Here is an 18,915-nt window from a genome sequence, read left to right on the forward strand (position 1 = left end):
ACTCTGATTGGTCAAGAGTCATTGAGAATTGGGAATTGGGCATTGAGCATTGAGCATTAGTGCAAAACCCTTGCACAAAGGACAAATGACAAAATAAAAACTTTATTAAGCTTTGGGAGATGGCAATGGAACGTACATTTTTAGCAATTAAGCCAGATGGAGTACAACGGGGATTAGTGGGGGAAATTATCCGTCGTTTTGAAACTAAAGGTTTTACCCTGGTTGGTTTAAAGTTCTTGAAAGTCAGTAAGGAACTGGCTGAACAGCACTATGGTGTTCACCGGCAACGTCCATTTTTTGCTAGTCTAGTGGAATTTATCACTTCTAGCCCAGTAGTGGCGATGGTATGGGAAGGTGATGGCGTTGTTGCATCTGCCAGAAAGATTATTGGTGCTACGAACCCCTTAACATCCGAGCCAGGAACGATTCGCGGTGATTTCGGCATCAATATTGGTCGCAACTTAATCCACGGTTCTGATGCTCCAGAAACTGCGAAACATGAAATCGCCCTATGGTTTAAAGATGAAGAATTAGTCAATTGGCAACCACACATAACCCCTTGGTTGCACGAGTAAAACATTAGGGACTGGGGAATTGGGCATTGGGCATTGGGCATTGAGCATTGGTTATTTCTCCCCCATTCCCCATTCCCTTTTTATTTTGAGACTTCGCTCTTTTCTGGTTCTAACTCCGGCACTTCAGTGTCAGCACGCTTAGAAAATCCCCAGCCTAAAATCAGGAAGATGGCAGCAATCATGATCCATTCTGGTGGAACTAAACTATCGTTCACCACTTTCAACAACAGCCGCAAGCCCACTAACGCTACAGTTACATACCCTGCGTCTTCTAGGTTTTCATATTCGTCTAGCCAACGGATAAACAATCCTGCCATGAATCGCAGAGTAATAATCCCAATTGTTGCACCTGTCAGCACTAGCCATTTTTCTTGGGAAACTGCGATCGCAGTTGTCACGCTATCCAAAGAAAATGCTAAATCTGTAAATGCAATCACAGGTATCGCTTGCAACAAGGAATTAAAACGCGGCCCGTGATGGTGATCGCCTTCACTTTCTTGAGAGGTAAAGTGTTGAAATACCAACCACAGCAGATAAGCAGCGCCCAATAATTCAAATTGCCAGAATTGTTGTACCCAAGTGGCTGTGAGAATCAGGGTGATTCGCAGCACATAAGCAACGACTAAACCAAAGTTGAGGGCTTTACGCTCTAGTTCCTTGTCTTCCAACCCCCTTGCGATCGCAGCGAGAGCGATGGCATTATCGGCAGATAACAGCGCCTCTAAAAGCACCAGAATCAGCAGAACTATTGGGGCTTCAACGCTGAAATGAAAGTCGAGGTAATTAAAAATTTGGTCTAGCATTCCGGGTTTCTCAAGCAGAAAAAATTAAAATTTGACAAGAACAGAGGTTTTCATGTTAAAAAGCGCAATAAATTGCTACTCTAATCCAGCTTAACGTGGTTGTGGTGCATTTTGAAGGGGGTTTAATGGATGCGATCGCAGGGCGAGTGGGGTAATTGGCGTATAAGTCAATACAGCCAAGGGTTAAACATTTAGTGAATGCGATCGCAATGGACTGCTGTCAGTTCACATCTAGAATTAGAATATCAGAACAAAAATATGGTAAGAATTTATGAATATTTCCTTAACAAACGAGCTTGAGCAGTTCATTCAAAGTCAGGTTGCAAGCGGGAAGTACAACTCAAATGAGGAAGTGATTCTTGCAGGTATTAAGCTGTTGGAGGAACGGGAACGTATTTACAAGGGTCGGTTTGAGGAACTGCAAAGAGAAATTGCGATCGGGGTTGAGCAACTCGATCGCGGAGAACGACTCGACGGTAGAGAAGTAATCGAGCAACTGCGTCAAAAGAACCAAGCTTTGAGAAAGACTCAGGGGCAATAATGAGTTTATATTTTCTATCGCCTCAAGCTAACCAAGACTTACAAGAAATTAACGATTACCTGTTTGCTGGAAATCCAGATATTGCAGATAGATTTCTCACAATCATCACTCAAAAGTTTGATATTTTAGCACAGTTTCCCAGTATGGGACGTAGACGGGATGAGCTTTTACTTGCGTTGCGTAGCTTTCCAGTTGATGATTATTTGATATTTTATCGCCCAATTGCAGAGGGGATTGAAGTTGTGCGGATAGTAAGTGGCTACCGCGATTTAGAGACGCTGTTTTTAGATGATGATTTAAGTTAATAATTTTCACTCTATTAAAAAACAAATCTTCTTACAGTAGGCTTTAGCTTCCCGTTCTAGATATTCAATTTCTCCTTTCCACCGCTCAAGCCTATTTTCTCGGTCTTGTAATTCAGATGTTGTAGGGTTTCTGGAAGGGTGGGTATTTGGATTAGGCAAAATTCCATTATTTGCAAGCCAGATGCGGGAAAATACCTGCCAAAGAAAGATATGATCGTGCTTATCGCCACCTAGACAGCGAATACGTTTGACTGAAAGTGTTGATTCACTAAAAAGGATTTGCTGATTTTTGGAATTTTTAGGAAACAGACGCGTCTCACCACCTCTTCCACGAAAGAATTCGACTACAAACCACTCACCAAAATCAAATATACAGACTTCTGTCGGGTCGCTACCATCATCCTCTAACAGATCAACATCATCTTGGATTTGATACCCTATGGCAATTTGTGATGTCTTGGGTAACAAGATGCGAAGCCGTTCAAAGCGGTTACTGTAATTAGTCCAAAAGTCCCTGCGACTACATAGCCGATTTGCCTCGAAGTCTGGTAAATCGAGCTTGTTCAATATTAGATTTACTAACTTTTGGAAATCACCATAATTGATACCTCCAATCCACTCTCGAAGTCTTTGCCTTGCTGGATCTGAAAGTTTATACCAATTTTCACCATTTCTATAGTTATGTCTCAACCAATCAACCAGTAAAGAATGATTGTTTGCTATATCATTGGAAACATTAGTTAGCAAATGATTAACAGCTTTTATTTGCTGACTCTCTGAGATTTCATCCAAACAACTTAACAGCCATCTTACTTGCTGCTGATTTGGAGAGCGAATTGTAGTAAAATAGGGGGTTATATCTTCTATGAATTTGCTGAATAATGGAATCCAAATAGGTAAATATTCTTTGATTTTATTTAGTAATTCAGTTCGATTAATACGCTGTTCACAAGCAATTTTCGCTAATTCTATACCTGCTTTTGTACTGCGAAACGCTCGAATAATTTGAACTGGTAGTAGGTGACTAACTAAGTCAGAATTAGCAAAGATATCAAAAGATTCAGCTAAAGAGTATGCTAACACCTGTTCTTGCCAATCACCATAATAAAGAGCTAAACGCCATAATAGCTGATGTTGCAACCATGAGTTATAAATTGCTACCTTCCAAATGGCTGCTGATGTTTTCCTAGATCGGTCAATATTTTGCTGATCCCACTGTGCTTTAGCATAGATGCAGTAAATCCAGTCCAACTTACTTAGTTGATCGGCTTTACCCTGTTCAATTGCTTCCAATACTTTATCAACACTTGGTATTGATATTGTTGCATCTGGTAACTTACTTGCAAGTTGAATAAGTTGATTAGGACTACACTGGGGAGTTTCAGGTACGGAAGGAATGGAAAACTGAGAATTCAATGTTTTAGCTCCTTTCCAGAGAGGTTTTGACGATATCTTTTTTTAACTCATCACTGCGAAACTGAAAGCGGAAAACTACCTTGCGATCGCTTGGGTTATCACGTGTTTTGTCAGATTCAATTTCTCCACGACCAGCAGCTAATATTTTCTGGCTTAAAGGTGCTTTTGTAGGGAAGTTCATATCATAGAAAATGTATTTGTAAACTGATGCCGATCGCAACAAGCTTAATTGTAAATTAGTTTTATCGTCTCCATCTGAGCTAGTGTGACCTTCTATAACTACGCGGCTAATTTCCTGCTCAAATTCTGGTTTTGAGAAAATCACCCCACTGTAAACGGGAATAAAGCGGCGTAGAAAGGCTTTACCGTCTGGTTTAAGCTCGGTACTTCCCTTTGCAAAAAGAATTGATTCTTGGATACTTACATCCCCAGTTTCTGGGTTAACTTTGACATTAATATTGTTGCTTTTCATTTGTCCGACGACATTACCAATTACTACTCGTTTTGGTGCATCTTTTTCTGCAAGCTGGAGTAGTACAGTGATAAATAGCAAAGCAAAAAACATTAGTAAACTAGACATCATATCGGCAATAGACAAATAGATACTAGAATCATCATCGGGAATTTCTGTATCCACAAATTCGTCGCTGATAAAATCAGCCATTGTAATTACTCCATTGGTAATTTAGTATTTCTTATTTGCTTGCTGCTACCAGCACTTCTGCTGTTTTAAGCAAATCTCCACAAACTCTAGCCATAGAAGTATCTGCTTGTTTGAAAAAGCTTTCCTGTAAGTTAACAGTCCTTTGCATAGAGCCTTCAAGATGACTCTGCCAAGACTGAAGACTAAGGTCAAATTTTTGATTCAAATTTATGTATGAGTTGTCAACTATTTGCACTTGCTGGGCAATACCGCTAGCAAGCTTTTCTAGTTGAATTAGTCGGTGTGCATCGTTTAATCCAGCCGCACAAACTAACTTGTTAATTTCTTCGACAGATTTCTGAATTTTAGTCATACTTTCGTCTACTTCTTGAGTCAATTTACTACGTCTTTCAAATTCCTCTCGGAAGACCTTATCAAGATTGTTCACAACCTCAGATAATCCATTCCTTTGGTTGCCTAGCGTCCCCTCAAGTAAACTGTTTTGTTCTTCAAAGAACATTTGTAAATTCGCTTGATATTCTTGCTGGAATCTGGTTAGATCATCTTCTACTGTTTGGCGAGTTGCTGTAAGTTTTACATCAATATTTCCTAAAGTAGCCAAAAGATTATCCTTCGCATCATTCATCAATCCAGAAGCTTGATCGCCCACTGTTTTTAGAGTATTAGTTTGCTCATGGAAGGTTCTATTTGCTTGGGTGAGAATATGGATAATTCCAGTCCGAGTAGCTTGAAGCATCTCTTTTTCTACTGCTGCGCGTTCTTGTAGCGCTGTTTGCAGTTCTTCTCGAATTCCTCGGAAGGTAGCGGCAGCTTGCACTGCACTGGCTTCAAAAGCACTTCGCTGGGCTGTCATTCCTTCGATACTGTGAACTACACCTCGATTAATTTCGTGGGCTGTTTGTTGTATAACTCCCGTAGTTTCAGTTTGGAATTGACTCAAAGTTTGCCCCATATTGTTAGCAAATCCTTCAAGCATCTTTTGTTCTACTAGTGCGCGTTCTTGTAGTGCTATTTGCAGCTCTTCTCGAATTCCTCGGAAGGTGGTAGCAGCTTGGACTGCGCTGGCTTCAAAAGCACTTTGCTGGGCTGTCATTCCTTCGATACTGTGAACTACGGCTCGATTAATTTCCTGTCCTGTTTCTTGTAAAACACCTCTTGTATCTGTCTGGAATTGATTGAGGATGTCTCCCAAATTATTAGCAAATCCTTTAAGTTCTACCAAAGTTTCTTTTTGAAAGTTCTCAATTGTCAAGATGGAACTTGCCAAATTTTTAGAGATACTACCTAATTCTCTATGCAGTGTTAGCACTGCGGTGGAAGCTTGCTGTGTTAACTCTGCACTTTTATCGAGTCTATCTGCAATCGGTTCAAGTACCTGAACTCGCATATCCTTGATGAGTTCTTCTAAAACTCTCTGTCCCTGATTTTCTTGGAGTTCTCGGAGTTGTTTCTGCTCTTTAAAAATCGCTTCTAAAGCTGGAAATATCTGCTGACGCACGGCTAGGCCAATAGTTTGGGCTGACAACTGATTTAAACCTGCAAATTGTTCAGCAATACTGCTACCTACAGCTTGTCCAATGGCTTCTGCATTTAGTTGTTTTAGTCCGGTTAGGTTTTTTGCTACGAGACTAAGTGCTTCGGCTACTTCGCGGTTGGCATTTTGTTCTGCAATACTCCTACCTACGGCTTGACCGATGGCTTCAGCACTCGGTTGGTTTAACCCTGACAACTTATTTCCTACACGGATAAATGCTTCAACTAGATCGCCATTGCTATTATCTGTTGTTTTCAAAGTAGCGATCGCATTGAGTTTATGCCGTAAACTATCACGCCGTTTCTGCCGTCCCGAATCACATACAAACAAAACTAAGGTGAATACACTACCAGAACCAAGCCCCATCATGGAAGTAGAGAAAGCTGTTTTCATTCCCACCAATAGCTCTTTACTGGCAGTCATCAGTTCTTTAGGATTTTCTGTAGATAAATTGATTCCTTGGAGTCCCTGTTGTATACCATAAAAGGTTCCTAAAAGTCCAATAGCAGTACACAAAGTTGTTACAAAACGTAGGGAACTACGAGGTATTGGGCGGGCTAAGACAGATGGATACTTTATAAGTATAAAATTACTATCCTGTTGGAATTGTTGCTTAATTCTGTTTAAATCATCGGTTTTTAAATGCTCTTTTAACCAAGGGCGAATTTTATCTAAAATCTTTACATTTTTACCATTTTTCAAATTACTCAAAAATTTAATAGAGGCTTCAGTTGTGCCACACTCTGAGAGCCAATATTGCCATAATGTGTAAAGCTCGATAATAGTTGCGACTATTAACACAAAAGCAATTGCCCAATGAAAAGGTTCGTTATGCCAAATAATGTCCCAAACTTTTGCCATTTCGACGCTGCACCCCTCTTGTTTATCTTGGTTATATCTTTTTAAATTGCTGTAATTCTTTATCCGCAAGGACTTCTTCAGCTACCCGCATTGGGAGATGTTCTGCATCGAGGCGGCCTCCTATAGGTTTTTGGAGACGTAAGCTGTAAAGTGGCTCACCCTCTGCGTTTTTGTCCTCAATTAGATAAACCTGTTCTGGTGCATAGCTTCGTAATAAACGCACCTGCAAACAGGTTTTCAAATCCCGTGAAGAAATAGATAGGGGTGAATCTTGTCCAAATAATTCACAAGCCACTTTCCAAGCGTGGTTAACCGCCACAATTTCTTTAACTAATTTCTCTACCGAGGGGTACAATATTTTTGCAGTTTCACTAATCAATGCTTTTGACCTACTTGCCTAAGCTTCAATAGGTCTATAGTTCCCAGAATAAAAATTTATTTAACTTTTTTTAGTAAAACTATATTGATAAAAGTAATTTTTGATACAAAACTGCTCTTTGCGCGTTGAAAAAATGTAGAGTGTGTTATCGCGTTAGCATAAAGCATCGAAAACCTGAAATGGTGCGTTACGGAAGCCGTAACACACCATACAGCTACAGAAGTAGCAAATTCTCCGCGTACCTCTGCGCTTACCTTTGCGTCCCTCTGCGTTTCAATTTCCGCCCTCAATTCGCCACAATTTTACGCAAAACTACCAATCGAATTATTCAAGGTGTGTCATTAAGTTCATAGTTTACTCTACCACTACGCAACTCAAAATCTCACAAAATCTCTGCCAACTTTACTAGCAGACTGTTTACTAAATCCAATAACCTAATATCATCTGTATCAATACTATTTTCTTCACCAGCTAACATATTTTTCACCGCAGCTAACCTGTCATTAGGTTCAGAAATTCTCCAAGATTCTTCTAAGTTTACTGCAAAATCAAATAGCGATCGCTCGCCTAAATGCTCTCTTACCTTCACAGCTACACTATCATGACTTACCAAAAATTCTTTGATAGTATCTAATTGAGAATTACCCAAAATTTCATCATGTCCCCAATTTTCTAGCCAGTCTCCATCTACGTCTTCAACGTAAAAATTTACAAAATCAACTCCGTAAGTTAGCCAGTTTTGCTGCATTTGTCGCGCTGTTGCTAAAGCTTCAGCAAATGTATCCACTTGATTGTTGCAATGAGTTTCTCTTTTGTTAGCCATAAAAGCTCTAATTAGCACGTAAGTATGTAGGCTGAACACAAATCTGGAATATCAAATTCCTTAAAGTTCACGAAAATTTTAAATATTTGCCACCAGAAAGGTAATCACTGTTATACAGGGCCACGTTGACTAACTGGTTGACAAAATTGGCATCCTTGGGATTGTAACTTAAGAACAATCCTCTCTCTATATCCCACGATCGCAGTGTATTTTGCCAAGCTTGGTACTTTTGGTAATTAAGTTCTTCAGAGACACTAGTAACTTGAATGCAAAGCGGTTGATTGTTACGACTACTAACAATTAGGTCTGTTGCCATCGATAGGTCGGCGATATAACGCTGCCAAAAACTACCTTCTCGACTAACAACATCTTGAGCTATTGATTTAATGATATCATCATCAACCTGATTAAATTCACCTGACATCAATTTTTGTTTCCAAATATAAAACTTGGAGTCACTTGCATTAATCCATCTAGGAAATAGATAACCATACCAATATCTCTCAATCGGTGTCATCAACTCGAATTTTGCTTGTTGTTCTTCTTCCGAAGGTAAGGATTTGATTATCAGCCAAATGGTAGAATCCGTAATTACCTCTAAGAGAAATGCAATCACAAATGGTTTTGCAGTCAGGGAACCTGGCTTGATATTCTTTACCCAACGATTAATCTCATCTAATCTTCTCGCCAAATCACGATCTACCGAGGAAGCTTGCAGGGTAAGGGACTTTAATTTATCCTTAATCTCTGTTGCTTGCAAACGATGCCCTACTTTCAGAATATAACGCTTTTTTTACACATTTATAACTAAATTTTAACTTGAAAATGTACTCAATTAATTTCCTGATGTCATTAAATATTCTCTAAGTCGATGCCCTGTGTGCGTAATACTTCCCTCAATCGAGCAAGTTTTTGCTCTGCTTGTTGGGCACGTTCTTCTGCCTGGTCAGCACGTAAACGTTCTTGTTCAGCTAGTTCCTCTGATGATAATATTAATTGATTTTCAGTAGTGAAGAATCTTAATTTACCTTCATATACTCCCAAATAAAGTTCTAACTGCTGGCTCCACAAACGTCCATCAGTAGTTACTTGGATTTCTTGATACTTCCCATCAACTAAATGAAATCCCTGAAGTTCCATTGTTACAGGGTGAAACCAGAAATAATCTGGTGTACGGAAGGTATCTTGATAAACTTGTTTTTTTAAACCTTTATCAACTGCTGTCGTTGAACTTGACAAAATTTCTACAATCACGTTGGGATATTTGCCGTCTTCTTGCCAAACTACCCAACTCTTACGATCTTTTTTCTGGGTTCCCAAAACTACAAAAAAGTCTGGGCCTCGGAAATGTTCTGATTTTTTCTGGTTAGGACTATAATAAACCGTCAAATTGCCAGAAGCATAAAAATCTTGCCTTTCTCGCCACCATAATTTTAGGATGCGAATCAGCAAATCAATTTGGTCACGGTGTAAATCGCTTTCCAAGGGTGGTTCGTCACTCAGTATATCACCAGGAGGAAAAATTACTTCGTCTTCTGAAATACCATTAGAGATCAATTCTAGGGTAGCAGGTTCAGACATCCGCGATCGCTCCACAATCTATTTACTGAAAATTTGGTAACTTACAGATGGCTTTGAAAACTTGCAATAACTCAATTGCATCTGGAGATTCGTTTAAACTTAATAATGGCATTAACTGATAAGTTGGCTGCTCATCACGTCTTAAATGAATAAATTGATAACGCAGTCCGTTAGTTGCTAGTCCCCAAACTGATGTTTGTTGATCTAAACTTTTAAAAGCATAAGTGAGCAATTGAGGTAAACCTTCACCAACTTCAACTGCACTATTTTTAGTTTCAATCACTACAACCCAAAAGGGCGGCGCAATCTTACTTTGAGGACTGTTGATTGCTAAAATATCCATCCGTCCGGTAATTCTTCTGTCTTCATCTTCAACTGCGATCGCAATGCTGTCTTCCATTGTCAACCGAATCGGCACATCGTAAAACCCTGCTAATCGCATTAATGGTGCAATTGTTAAAAATTTAACCAAGCCTTCAGAAATTTTCCCTGCGCTTAAATAACGACGGAAGTCGTTTCTGATTCGCAATAAATCCTGCTGTTCAAAGTCAGAGAGTGGTTCTAGAGTTAAGAAATCTGTAAATAAACCATTGGAAAGTTCTTCTAATTTAAGAAGACGATGAACATCGTTGAGAGATAGACTGCTAGCTTCGACGGTGAGCGTCATAGTTTCAGGCGTTATTTGTCAAGACTACTTATATTTTGCAACATTCGCGCTAGATATAGGAATCCGATTTGATTCCTGAAAAAATCTAAATATATGTAGGGTGTGTTAGGCGTAAGCCGTAACGCACCAAAAGCTTCGGGGGAGGTGCGTTACGCAACGCTTTCACAACGCCAGTGACGCTACGCATAGTCGCTAACGCTCAAGTCGGGAAACCCGCCCACACGACTGGCTCCCCTACGTGTATTTCAATAATCAAATAGGAGTCCTATAGACTGCAATGTAAGGTCTTTACATTTTTTGATCGCTTGCTTTTAATAGATGGAAATGAATGTAAACTAAATAACTCGGCAATTTCCACCTAGCTTAACGAAAATCTAAACACCGTGTAGCACAACTGGGCTAAAAATAGTTTTTAGTAATAATAGCGATCGCACTCATAACTAACCATGTCTGAACCAAATATCGAATCAATCCTCCAAGAAAACCGCCTCTTCCATCCTCCCAGTGAATTCTCGCAGAACGCCCATATCAAAAGCTTGGACGACTATCAGCGTCTTTATGATCAAGCCAAAGCCGATCCGCAGCAATTTTGGGCAGATTTGGCAGGAAAAGAATTAGAATGGTTCCAAAAATGGGATACAGTATTAGACTGGCAACCACCTTTTGCAAAGTGGTTCGTTGGCGGTAAGATAAATATTTCTTACAACTGTCTTGACAGACATCTCACGACTTGGCGCAAAAATAAAGCAGCCTTGATTTGGGAAGGAGAACCAGGTGATTCCCGTACCCTCACATACGCCCAACTGCACCGAGAAGTTTGTCAGTTCGCCAATGTATTGAAGCAACTGGGTGTCCAAAAAGGCGATCGCGTTGGAATCTATATGCCAATGATTCCCGAAGCTGCGATCGCAATGTTAGCCTGTGCCAGAATTGGCGCACCCCACAGTGTGGTATTTGGTGGTTTTAGTGCCGAAGCTTTGCGCGATCGCTTAATTGATGTTCAAGCTAAATTAGTAATCACAGCTGATGGTGGTTGGCGCAAAGATGCGATCGTTCCTCTCAAAGAACAGGTAGATAAAGCCTTAGCTGATGGTGCTGTTCCCAGCGTCGAAAACGTCTTAGTTGTCAAGCGTACCGGACAAGAAACTTATATGCAGTTGGGCGGACGCGATCATTGGTGGCATGATTTACAAAAAGGAGTATCAGCCGATTGTCCCGCCGAACCGATGGATAGTGAAGATATGCTGTTTGTCCTCTACACTTCTGGTAGCACGGGTAAACCGAAGGGCGTAGTGCATACAACTGCTGGTTATAATTTATATACCCATATCACCACCAAGTGGATATTCGACCTGCAAGACACAGATGTATATTGGTGTACCGCAGATGTTGGTTGGATTACGGGACACAGCTATATAGTATATGGCCCCCTTTCCAACGGTGCAACTACGGTAATGTATGAAGGTGCGCCCCGTACTTCTAATCCTGGCTGTTTCTGGGACGTAATTGAAAAATACGGCGTTAATATTTTTTATACTGCACCTACAGCAATTCGGGCATTTATTAAGATGGGCGAACACCATCCCAATGCGCGAAATCTGTCTTCATTGCGTTTGCTAGGAACCGTTGGCGAACCCATTAACCCCGAAGCTTGGATGTGGTATCAGAAAGTAATTGGTGGCGATCGCTGTCCAATTGTTGATACTTGGTGGCAAACCGAAACAGGCGGTATCATGATTACACCGTTACCAGGAGCAATCCCCACAAAACCAGGTTCCGCAACTCTTCCCTTCCCAGGAATTATTGCAGATGTCGTAGATTTGGAAGGAAACACCGTACCCAATAACGAAGGCGGTTATTTGGCGGTGCGCCATCCTTGGCCGGGAATGATGCGGACAGTCTACGGCGATCCAGAACGCTTCCGCCGCACCTATTGGGAACATATTCCGCCCCAAGATGGTAACTATACTTACTTTGCTGGTGATGGTGCTAGACGTGATGAAGACGGCTACTTCTGGGTAATGGGTCGTGTTGATGACGTACTGAATGTATCAGGACATCGCCTTGGTACAATGGAAGTAGAATCAGCCTTAGTTTCGCATCCAGCCGTTGCAGAAGCGGCGGTAGTGGGTAAACCTGATGAACTCAAAGGTGAAGAAGTAGTTGCTTTTGTGACTTTAGAAGGCACTTATCAGGGAAGTGAGGAACTGAGTAAAGAACTTAAGCAGCACGTCGTTAAAGAAATTGGTGCGATCGCCCGTCCGGGAGAAATCCGCTTTACCGACGCTTTACCCAAGACGCGATCGGGTAAGATTATGCGGCGCTTATTGCGGAATCTAGCTGCTGGACAAGAGGTATCTGGTGATACTTCGACATTAGAAGATAGAAGTGTGTTGGATAAATTGCGGGAAGGGACGTAAATAATTTGAAATGACCTTGTAGGGTAGCACAGTTGTTATGTTTCCCTACTAACGCACTCACATTTTATTATGGAGATAAGAACATTATTGAGGCATTCAGGGCGATGAAGGTAAAGCGCAAACTGAAATCAGCATTTGTTCAATCTTTTAGCGGCATAACGCTGAGTGCGATCGCTGTAATTGGTTTATCACCATTAGCATTAGCGGTTTCTGGAAAAGTTTATCTGCATTCGCCTGAACAGAATGCACAGAGACAACCACAAAAATTAGCACAGTTAGACACAGGATCGCCAGAGCGATCGCAACTGCTACAACAAGCCAATGCTTTATTTAATCAGGGAGACTTAACAAATGCAGAGGCAAATTTACGCAAGTTCATTAAAAAATTTCCAGACGATGCATTTGGACGCTTTCAGCTAGGAAATGTGCTTTTTCGACAAAAGAAATCAGAAGAAGCAATTAGCGCCTATCGAGATGCCATTCGCCTCCAACCAAAATATGCTCTAGCTTACAATGGGATCGGAATGGTTTACGCTAGCCAAAGTCGCTGGGAAGAAGCCATGACTGAATATAAAAAAGCTCTAGAAATCAATCCTAATTATGGCGAAGCCCTAACTAATTTTGCACTGGTATTGTGGCAAACAAATAAAAAAGACGAAGCACTAACTTCTCTAGAAAAAGCTTTAAATATTTTTAAAGCACAGAATAGAAGTGAAAAAGTTAACCAAGTCGAACAAATATTGAAAGAAATCAAAACTGCTAATGATCCTAGTGTTTCATGAAAATCATATTATTCAGGGGATAAAAGATTAAGAATACTTACTGACGCTACAGCGTTAAGCGAAGCTATGCCGAAGGCTTTACGCTCCATTCGCAATGACATTGTGTAATTAATTTTGTTTAACTACTTAAATACCTGCATAACTTCTATGATTCTAAGAGGATAAATGAACAAGTATTTCGCTGTGACTTTAGACACTTTTAGATCCCCCCTAACCCACGCCAGTCGCTCCACTTGGGGAGACCCCAAGACCGCGCTGGCTACCCTTAAAAAAGGGGGAACCGGAGTCAAAGTCCCCCAATTTATCGGGGATTTAGGGGGATATAGAATGTTTTGCTAACAAGAAGAGGACTTGTTCATTCATCCTCTAAGATTCCTTCTTCTGGACAGATAAATCCGCTTCCTCTGTAACCTCTATTCATCACCCAGTCGCTTAACTAAAGCTAAATTCTTCTCAATCGGGCAATTTCTGTTATGAACTGATGAAATCATGTACTTAGTAATGTATAATAAAGCCCAAGAGTTCAGGGTGCTTGTCAAGTATTAAACTACTTGCTGGTACTGTCAAAGCACATTGTATGTCTAAATCTGCAATTACCGTTACCGTCAAACTGTTTGCTGCTTATCAAGAAGCCTTTAGGGTTTCGGAATTGGTGCTGGAATTTCCCAATAATATGCCAGTCAAAGCAGTATGCGATCGCCTCATAGTTGAACACCCCGAACTCTCTCAATGGCGAGATATTACCCGTTTTGGCATTAATTTAATATTTGTCGAACCAGATACACTATTACAAGATGGTGATGAAGTAGTGTTAATTCCACCAGTTAGTGGCGGCTAGCAAAATGATTATGAGACGCGATATATCGCGTCTCTACGTTCTTTTTCGGAAGTGTTTATTGTTTTTCACTCCTATGTCCACTTTCTATTAGATTCAGCAGTTAGCTTAACTAAGTTATCTAACTCTTGCTGCATTTGACTAACAACTAATTCATAACATTCATTGACATAATAGCGATCGCTAGCTGCTTCTCGACCGTAGCGTTCAAATACAATCGGCGGACAAACCCGCGTGTACATGGGCACGGGTAATGGAATGTTAGGCAACGGGCCAATTGCTAATCCCCAAGGGAGTCCGAGATAGATGGGAAAAACTTCGGGATCGATGCCAAACAGCCAAGGCATTCCCCACTCATGGAGTTGCTGCACAATTTTGTAGCAGTCAGCCAAGACAATCAGCGTATCGTGAGCGCCCCAGGAAATTACAGGCACAATCGGTACATTTTCTCGCAACGCTAACTTGATAAATCCTTGCCGCCCTGCAAAGTAAATTTTGTCACGTAAATGATACGGTCGGAAGACATCTTCGGCTCCACCTGGATAGACTAGCACACTAGCACCAGAGTGCAAGGCAGTGTAAGCCATTTTCGGATGAGCGATGATTGCTCCGGCCTTTGCAGCTAGTTGCGCGAGTGGTTGGCTAACTTGCCAAGCCTTGGGATGCATTAAACCATAAACGGGTTGCTCGACACCAAATCGTCTGAACCAGTCGTACATCACCATTCCCATATCGGGAGCCGCAAGTCCCCCATTATGCGAACCGACAAATAGGGCTTTTTCTTGGGGCGGAATATTATCCCAGCCACTAGTTTGAACTCGGAAATAGTACTGATAGAACAAGCCCAACAGAGGCATCAAAGATTCTATGAACTTTGGATCTCGCTCATCCAAAGACCAACCGGATTTTTTGTTTAAGAGATGCTGCTTTTTTGACATCGATGCATTCTAACAAGATCGGAACTTCGGGGGAAGGGTGAGTATTAAGTGCTGTATTGCTTCTGCTTGACTAGCCAAACAGAGAGCAGAGCGATCGCTATACCAACCACAATAAAACAATAAATGTAGCCGAAGTTATCCACAATCCTACCAAATACTGCTGCGCCAATGCCCTGACCGACAAACAAGTTGAAGGCAAACAACGAAACGGCTGTGCCTCGTGCTTCTGGTGCTAACTCAGTGGCTTGGGTCTGGAGGGTGCTGTGCATCATATAAAAGCCTAATCCCATTAAAATACTTAAGGGGATAAACAGTATCCAGTTCTGGAATAATGCGATCGCTAAGAAGCTGATACACATCAAACCTCCTCCTACCCCCATTAAACCAGTTTCACCTAGTTGCTTGACTAACCATTTAACTGAACGACTGTAAATCAGTCCACCCAATCCAAAACCACTAAGCATAAACCCGATTGCTACATAACTTAGACTATAGCGATCGCGCAGAAATGCACCCAGATAAGCAAATGCCCCAAAGATGCAAAAACCTTCTACAAACACCCCGATAATCACAGTCCGCGCAATGGGTTGGGTCAATAATTGGTAATAAGGTCGAAATGTCAACCTACCTATACGATCTTGGGGACGTTGACTATTTTCTAGGTGGCGTGTCCCTCGCCATAAAATTCCAGCAATGGCAAGGGAGACGATACCAAACAGGAGAAAGATATCACGCCAGCTAATATATTCTCCAAAAATGCCGCCCAAACTACCACCGAGAATTTGACCTAGCATCAAGGCACTTAGATACTTACCGATCGCAGCTTGGCGTTTTTCATAAGGAAAGTTGTCACCAATATAAGCTAGGGTGACGGGGATGACTCCAGCAGCAGCCATCCCGGTGAGAAACCGCAGCAAGGTAAGTAAAACGATGTTTGATACAAAGGCACAAACCGCAGTACCCACAGCAAATGCGGTTAGTGCGATTGTAATTACCTTTAGTTTGCCAATGCGATCGCCGAGTGGCCCATAAACTAACTGAAATAAACCGTAGGGAATCGTGTATGCCGAGATAATCACCGCAGCGCTACCAACACCAACTTTGAACTCGTCGGCAATAATGTGTAGCAGAGGGTCAATCACTCGTGCATCAGCAATCACCATGAAGGCAGCAGCGCCCAACAATCCTAATGAAACAGGCGTTTTGTCTGCTATATCCCTTGCTAACCTGCCCACACAATTCTCCTATTTTTTGATGCCCAAAATGCTCAAGGTTTAATAGTCTTCGCCGATTGGTTAAATAATAAATCTCGTGATTTATCTGGATCGAGGGCTTGAGTTTTCAATGCTTCAGCTTTCTCGTAGGCGCGAATTGTTGCCGGACGAGCTTTAATTGTCTCAAACCAGCGCTTGATGTGAGGAAAATCTTCTAAATTCTGACTTTGGCGTTCATGAGGTACAATCCAGGGATAAGCCGCAATATCGGCAATAGAATAATCACCAGCTACAAATTCTCTATCTGCTAGTTGTTTATTCAGCACTGCATATAAGCGTCCCGTCTCATTCACATAACGGTTAATGGCATATTCAATCTTTTCGGGAGCATAAGTACTAAAGTGATGATTTTGTCCCGCCATTGGCCCCAGTCCTGCCATTTGCCAGAACAACCATTCTAAAACTTGAGCGCGTTGGCGTAAATCTTGGGGGATTAATTTACCAGTTTTTTCTGCTAAATATAGCAAGATTGCCCCAGATTCAAATACCGAAATCGGCGCGCCTCCATCTGCTGGTTCGTTGTCAACGATCGCGGGGATGCGATTGTTAGGAGAAATTTTTAGAAATTCGGGTTTAAATTGATCGCCGGCACCGATATTTATAGGAATTATGGTGTAGGGTAAGCCAACTTCTTCTAAGAAAATCGTAATTTTATGACCGTTTGGGGTTGTCCAATAATAAAGTTCAATCATGGTTATTTTTGTTTAGATTGAGGGTTTGAGTTTAAACGCAGAGGGACGCAGAGGTTTTGTATTTATTGTGGTGATTTGGCGATCGCTGCCCAAACTCTATGGTGAACTTCAAGGATTGGTGTGGGATATTTAGTTTGGAGTAATATTGCTAATTCTTGGTCAAATACTTCTACTTTTTCTGGTGTTAAGCTGGCTCCCACACCAGCACTAGCCCGAATTCGTCCCCGCCAAGCCTCGTGTGTATAAGGTACAAATACATCGTAAGAAAATGTGCGGATATCTCGGAATCCAACTTCGCCAATGTCTTGTAACCACAGGGGATGCAAGCCATTACCGCCAGCCATATTCCAGGCGGGGTTATGAGCCTGGATCAATTGTTCTGTGGCTTCAACCACATTACCTTTTAAGGGTATCCAATCAAAATGTGCGATCGCAATCAAACCATTTTCTCTCAATATCCGAGTAATTTCCTGGACAGCACGGGGACGATCGAACCAATGCCAACACTGTCCAGATGTGACTACATCGGCACTTGCATCTGGTAACTCGGTATTCTCGGCGGTTGCAACTCGATAATCTACTTTGATTTGGGCAGATTCGCTTAAGTGTCTTGCTTGTTCTAAAAGTGATGCTGATGGATCTATGCCAATTACATAAGCACCTCTATCGGCAAAGCCCCGCGCTAGTGTTCCTGTTCCTGTACCAAGGTCAACAATATTCTGTCCTGGTAAACCTATACCATATTCTGACAGTTTATTAAATAATGAACTGGGAAAGCCAGCACGGTGTTTTGCGTAATCAACAGCAGTTGCACCAAAATCAATTTTCATACCTGCAAAACCATTTTTGTAACAATTCTCTAGGCTAGAAGTTCTCTACCCAAGGACGTAGTTCTACTTCATAAGTCCAAGCACTACGGGGCTGGCGTAAAATGCTGAGATAAGTTTGAGCGATCGCATCTGGGTCAAGAGTACTATCAGGATTATCTACCGGATCTTGGCGAACTGCTGAACGAATTGCCCCATCAATTACAAAATGCGCCACATGGATATTCTTTGGTGCTAATTCCCTCGCAATACTCTGAGCCAAACCGCGCAGTGCAAATTTACCCATTGCAAAGGGAGCAGATAGAGGATAGCCCTTAACACTCGCTGAGGCTCCCGTAAAAAATATAGCACCACCGCCAAGTTGCAAAAATCTTTTGGTAGCAGCTTGGGCGACAAGAAAGCCACCATAGGCAGTTACATCTAAGGTTTTTGCTACCTCACCAGGATCTAAATCAACAAGAGGCCCCCGCACCCGAAAACTGGGATTATAAACGACAATATTCGGGGAACCAATTTTATTATCAATATCAATAAATAACTGTTCTACTTCATTTGGCTTGGAAACATCAGCAGCGAAACTAACTGCGCCAATTTCACTACTTAATTGAGTGAGTTTTTCAATTTTACGAGCCGCTAAAGCTACGGTGAATCCTTCTTTGGCAAATAGGCGAGCTAAAGAAGCGCTTAGTCCGCTACCTGCGCCGACAATTAAAGCTGTTGTTGTCATAAATTTAATTCTCCTTGTTAGGATTAACAGCTGATGATAGTTATTAGTTTTTTTGGGATGTCAACTTTCATCTTCATAAACCTTAGAGGATGTTTTAAAAGTAGTTAGCTGTGACTTTAATCGAATTATTACCCCCCTTAATCCCCTCTTATAAAGGTGGGAAACAAGAAAATCCGGTTCCCTCACGCCACATGCTTCAAGTCGGGCATTGCCCGCCCAACGCAGTGGCTCCCCAATATATCGGGCAGGGTTAGGGTGGGGTAAAGAAATA

The 18,915-nt window shown here is 41.5% G+C and carries 20 protein-coding genes; 6 read left to right on the top strand and 14 right to left on the bottom strand.

The annotated features are described in order from the left end of the window. Positions 1-125: 125 nt before the first annotated feature. Entirely contained in the window at positions 126-575 is a 450-nt protein-coding gene (ndk, locus tag GTQ43_RS19585) for a nucleoside-diphosphate kinase (protein ID WP_094330425.1), read from the top strand. Between the two features lie 80 nt (positions 576-655). Here ndk and GTQ43_RS19590 read toward each other — a convergent pair whose 3' ends face one another. Continuing rightward, complete coding sequence (locus GTQ43_RS19590; RefSeq protein ID WP_265274432.1) at positions 656-1,378, bottom strand: TerC family protein; 723 nt, start codon at positions 1,376-1,378, stop codon at positions 656-658. Positions 1,379-1,649: 271 nt separating this feature from the next. Between GTQ43_RS19590 and GTQ43_RS19595 the strand changes: the two genes are divergently transcribed. Beyond that, complete coding sequence (locus GTQ43_RS19595) at positions 1,650-1,919, top strand: type II toxin-antitoxin system ParD family antitoxin (RefSeq protein ID WP_265274433.1); 270 nt, start codon at positions 1,650-1,652, stop codon at positions 1,917-1,919. After that, entirely contained in the window at positions 1,919-2,224 is a 306-nt protein-coding gene (locus tag GTQ43_RS19600) for a type II toxin-antitoxin system RelE/ParE family toxin (protein WP_265274434.1), read from the top strand. The genes GTQ43_RS19595 and GTQ43_RS19600 overlap by 1 nt, the downstream gene beginning before the upstream one ends. Before the next feature lie 6 nt (positions 2,225-2,230). On the opposite strand, the gene GTQ43_RS19605 is transcribed toward GTQ43_RS19600, so the two are convergent. From GTQ43_RS19605 to GTQ43_RS19640, 8 genes are all read right to left on the bottom strand, one after another. Next, positions 2,231-3,640, bottom strand: coding sequence for an EH signature domain-containing protein (locus GTQ43_RS19605; protein ID WP_265274435.1), 1,410 nt, complete (start codon positions 3,638-3,640; stop codon positions 2,231-2,233). A gap of 4 nt (positions 3,641-3,644) precedes the next feature. Next, positions 3,645-4,304 (bottom strand): flagellar motor protein MotB, encoded by a 660-nt coding sequence (locus GTQ43_RS19610; RefSeq protein ID WP_265274436.1) that lies wholly within the window; start codon positions 4,302-4,304, stop codon positions 3,645-3,647. A gap of 31 nt (positions 4,305-4,335) precedes the next feature. Continuing rightward, the gene (locus GTQ43_RS19615; protein ID WP_265274437.1) at positions 4,336-6,699 is read right to left on the bottom strand and encodes a hypothetical protein; all 2,364 of its coding nucleotides are present in this window, start codon (positions 6,697-6,699) and stop codon (positions 4,336-4,338) included. A gap of 31 nt (positions 6,700-6,730) precedes the next feature. Continuing rightward, positions 6,731-7,078 carry a hypothetical protein gene (locus GTQ43_RS19620; protein WP_265274438.1) on the bottom strand — a complete coding sequence of 116 codons (348 nt, stop codon included), beginning with the start codon at positions 7,076-7,078 and terminating at the stop codon, positions 6,731-6,733. 382 nt (positions 7,079-7,460) lie between these two features. Then, on the bottom strand, positions 7,461-7,901 hold the full coding sequence (locus GTQ43_RS19625; RefSeq protein WP_265274439.1) for a hypothetical protein: 441 nt from the start codon (positions 7,899-7,901) through the stop codon (positions 7,461-7,463). 67 nt (positions 7,902-7,968) lie between these two features. Further along, a complete protein-coding gene (locus GTQ43_RS19630) occupies positions 7,969-8,661 on the bottom strand; it encodes a hypothetical protein (RefSeq protein WP_265274440.1) in 693 nt (230 codons plus the stop codon). Between the two features lie 92 nt (positions 8,662-8,753). Then, positions 8,754-9,482 carry a Uma2 family endonuclease gene (locus GTQ43_RS19635; RefSeq protein WP_265274441.1) on the bottom strand — a complete coding sequence of 243 codons (729 nt, stop codon included), beginning with the start codon at positions 9,480-9,482 and terminating at the stop codon, positions 8,754-8,756. Between the two features lie 22 nt (positions 9,483-9,504). Next, a complete protein-coding gene (locus GTQ43_RS19640; protein ID WP_265274442.1) occupies positions 9,505-10,149 on the bottom strand; it encodes a restriction endonuclease subunit R in 645 nt (214 codons plus the stop codon). A gap of 446 nt (positions 10,150-10,595) precedes the next feature. On the opposite strand from GTQ43_RS19640, the gene acs reads away from it, so the two are divergent. The 3 genes from acs (at position 10,596) to GTQ43_RS19655 (ending at position 14,189) form a co-directional block, all read left to right on the top strand. After that, positions 10,596-12,569, top strand: a complete 1,974-nt coding sequence (acs, locus tag GTQ43_RS19645) for an acetate--CoA ligase (protein ID WP_265274443.1) — start codon at positions 10,596-10,598, stop codon at positions 12,567-12,569. Positions 12,570-12,673: 104 nt separating this feature from the next. After that, on the top strand, positions 12,674-13,351 hold the full coding sequence (locus GTQ43_RS19650; protein WP_265274444.1) for a tetratricopeptide repeat protein: 678 nt from the start codon (positions 12,674-12,676) through the stop codon (positions 13,349-13,351). Positions 13,352-13,928: 577 nt separating this feature from the next. Continuing rightward, positions 13,929-14,189, top strand: coding sequence for a MoaD/ThiS family protein (locus tag GTQ43_RS19655; RefSeq protein WP_265274445.1), 261 nt, complete (start codon positions 13,929-13,931; stop codon positions 14,187-14,189). Between the two features lie 71 nt (positions 14,190-14,260). Here GTQ43_RS19655 and GTQ43_RS19660 read toward each other — a convergent pair whose 3' ends face one another. The 5 genes from GTQ43_RS19660 to GTQ43_RS19680 form a co-directional block, all read right to left on the bottom strand. Then, positions 14,261-15,124: a lysophospholipid acyltransferase family protein gene (locus GTQ43_RS19660; protein WP_265274446.1), complete on the bottom strand. Its 864-nt coding sequence runs from the start codon at positions 15,122-15,124 to the stop codon at positions 14,261-14,263. 44 nt (positions 15,125-15,168) lie between these two features. Further along, positions 15,169-16,359 carry an MFS transporter gene (locus GTQ43_RS19665; RefSeq protein WP_265274447.1) on the bottom strand — a complete coding sequence of 397 codons (1,191 nt, stop codon included), beginning with the start codon at positions 16,357-16,359 and terminating at the stop codon, positions 15,169-15,171. Between the two features lie 32 nt (positions 16,360-16,391). Then, a complete protein-coding gene (locus GTQ43_RS19670) occupies positions 16,392-17,090 on the bottom strand; it encodes a glutathione binding-like protein (protein WP_265274448.1) in 699 nt (232 codons plus the stop codon). A gap of 62 nt (positions 17,091-17,152) precedes the next feature. Next, positions 17,153-17,920, bottom strand: a complete 768-nt coding sequence (locus tag GTQ43_RS19675) for a class I SAM-dependent methyltransferase (protein WP_265274449.1) — start codon at positions 17,918-17,920, stop codon at positions 17,153-17,155. A 34-nt stretch (positions 17,921-17,954) separates the two neighbouring features. After that, positions 17,955-18,644 carry an SDR family NAD(P)-dependent oxidoreductase gene (locus tag GTQ43_RS19680; RefSeq protein WP_265274450.1) on the bottom strand — a complete coding sequence of 230 codons (690 nt, stop codon included), beginning with the start codon at positions 18,642-18,644 and terminating at the stop codon, positions 17,955-17,957. Positions 18,645-18,915: the final 271 nt, after the last annotated feature.

Source organism: Nostoc sp. KVJ3 (assembly GCF_026127265.1).
Classification (GTDB): Bacteria; Cyanobacteriota; Cyanobacteriia; order Cyanobacteriales; family Nostocaceae; genus Nostoc.

What these genes read in the sequence shown, in the direction of transcription:
- ndk (WP_094330425.1), top strand. Translation starts at nt 126, where the DNA reads ATGGAACGTACATTTTTAGCAATTAAGCCAGATGGAGTACAACGGGGA.
- GTQ43_RS19655 (WP_265274445.1), top strand. Translation starts at nt 13,929, where the DNA reads ATGTCTAAATCTGCAATTACCGTTACCGTCAAACTGTTTGCTGCTTAT.
- GTQ43_RS19640 (WP_265274442.1), bottom strand. Translation starts at nt 10,149, where the DNA reads ATGACGCTCACCGTCGAAGCTAGCAGTCTATCTCTCAACGATGTTCAT.
- GTQ43_RS19590 (WP_265274432.1), bottom strand. Translation starts at nt 1,378, where the DNA reads ATGCTAGACCAAATTTTTAATTACCTCGACTTTCATTTCAGCGTTGAA.
- GTQ43_RS19680 (WP_265274450.1), bottom strand. Translation starts at nt 18,644, where the DNA reads ATGACAACAACAGCTTTAATTGTCGGCGCAGGTAGCGGACTAAGCGCT.
- GTQ43_RS19595 (WP_265274433.1), top strand. Translation starts at nt 1,650, where the DNA reads ATGAATATTTCCTTAACAAACGAGCTTGAGCAGTTCATTCAAAGTCAG.
- GTQ43_RS19615 (WP_265274437.1), bottom strand. Translation starts at nt 6,699, where the DNA reads ATGGCAAAAGTTTGGGACATTATTTGGCATAACGAACCTTTTCATTGG.
- GTQ43_RS19625 (WP_265274439.1), bottom strand. Translation starts at nt 7,901, where the DNA reads ATGGCTAACAAAAGAGAAACTCATTGCAACAATCAAGTGGATACATTT.
- GTQ43_RS19675 (WP_265274449.1), bottom strand. Translation starts at nt 17,920, where the DNA reads ATGAAAATTGATTTTGGTGCAACTGCTGTTGATTACGCAAAACACCGT.
- GTQ43_RS19670 (WP_265274448.1), bottom strand. Translation starts at nt 17,090, where the DNA reads ATGATTGAACTTTATTATTGGACAACCCCAAACGGTCATAAAATTACG.
- acs (WP_265274443.1), top strand. Translation starts at nt 10,596, where the DNA reads ATGTCTGAACCAAATATCGAATCAATCCTCCAAGAAAACCGCCTCTTC.
- GTQ43_RS19660 (WP_265274446.1), bottom strand. Translation starts at nt 15,124, where the DNA reads ATGTCAAAAAAGCAGCATCTCTTAAACAAAAAATCCGGTTGGTCTTTG.
- GTQ43_RS19600 (WP_265274434.1), top strand. Translation starts at nt 1,919, where the DNA reads ATGAGTTTATATTTTCTATCGCCTCAAGCTAACCAAGACTTACAAGAA.
- GTQ43_RS19635 (WP_265274441.1), bottom strand. Translation starts at nt 9,482, where the DNA reads ATGTCTGAACCTGCTACCCTAGAATTGATCTCTAATGGTATTTCAGAA.
- GTQ43_RS19650 (WP_265274444.1), top strand. Translation starts at nt 12,674, where the DNA reads ATGAAGGTAAAGCGCAAACTGAAATCAGCATTTGTTCAATCTTTTAGC.
- GTQ43_RS19610 (WP_265274436.1), bottom strand. Translation starts at nt 4,304, where the DNA reads ATGGCTGATTTTATCAGCGACGAATTTGTGGATACAGAAATTCCCGAT.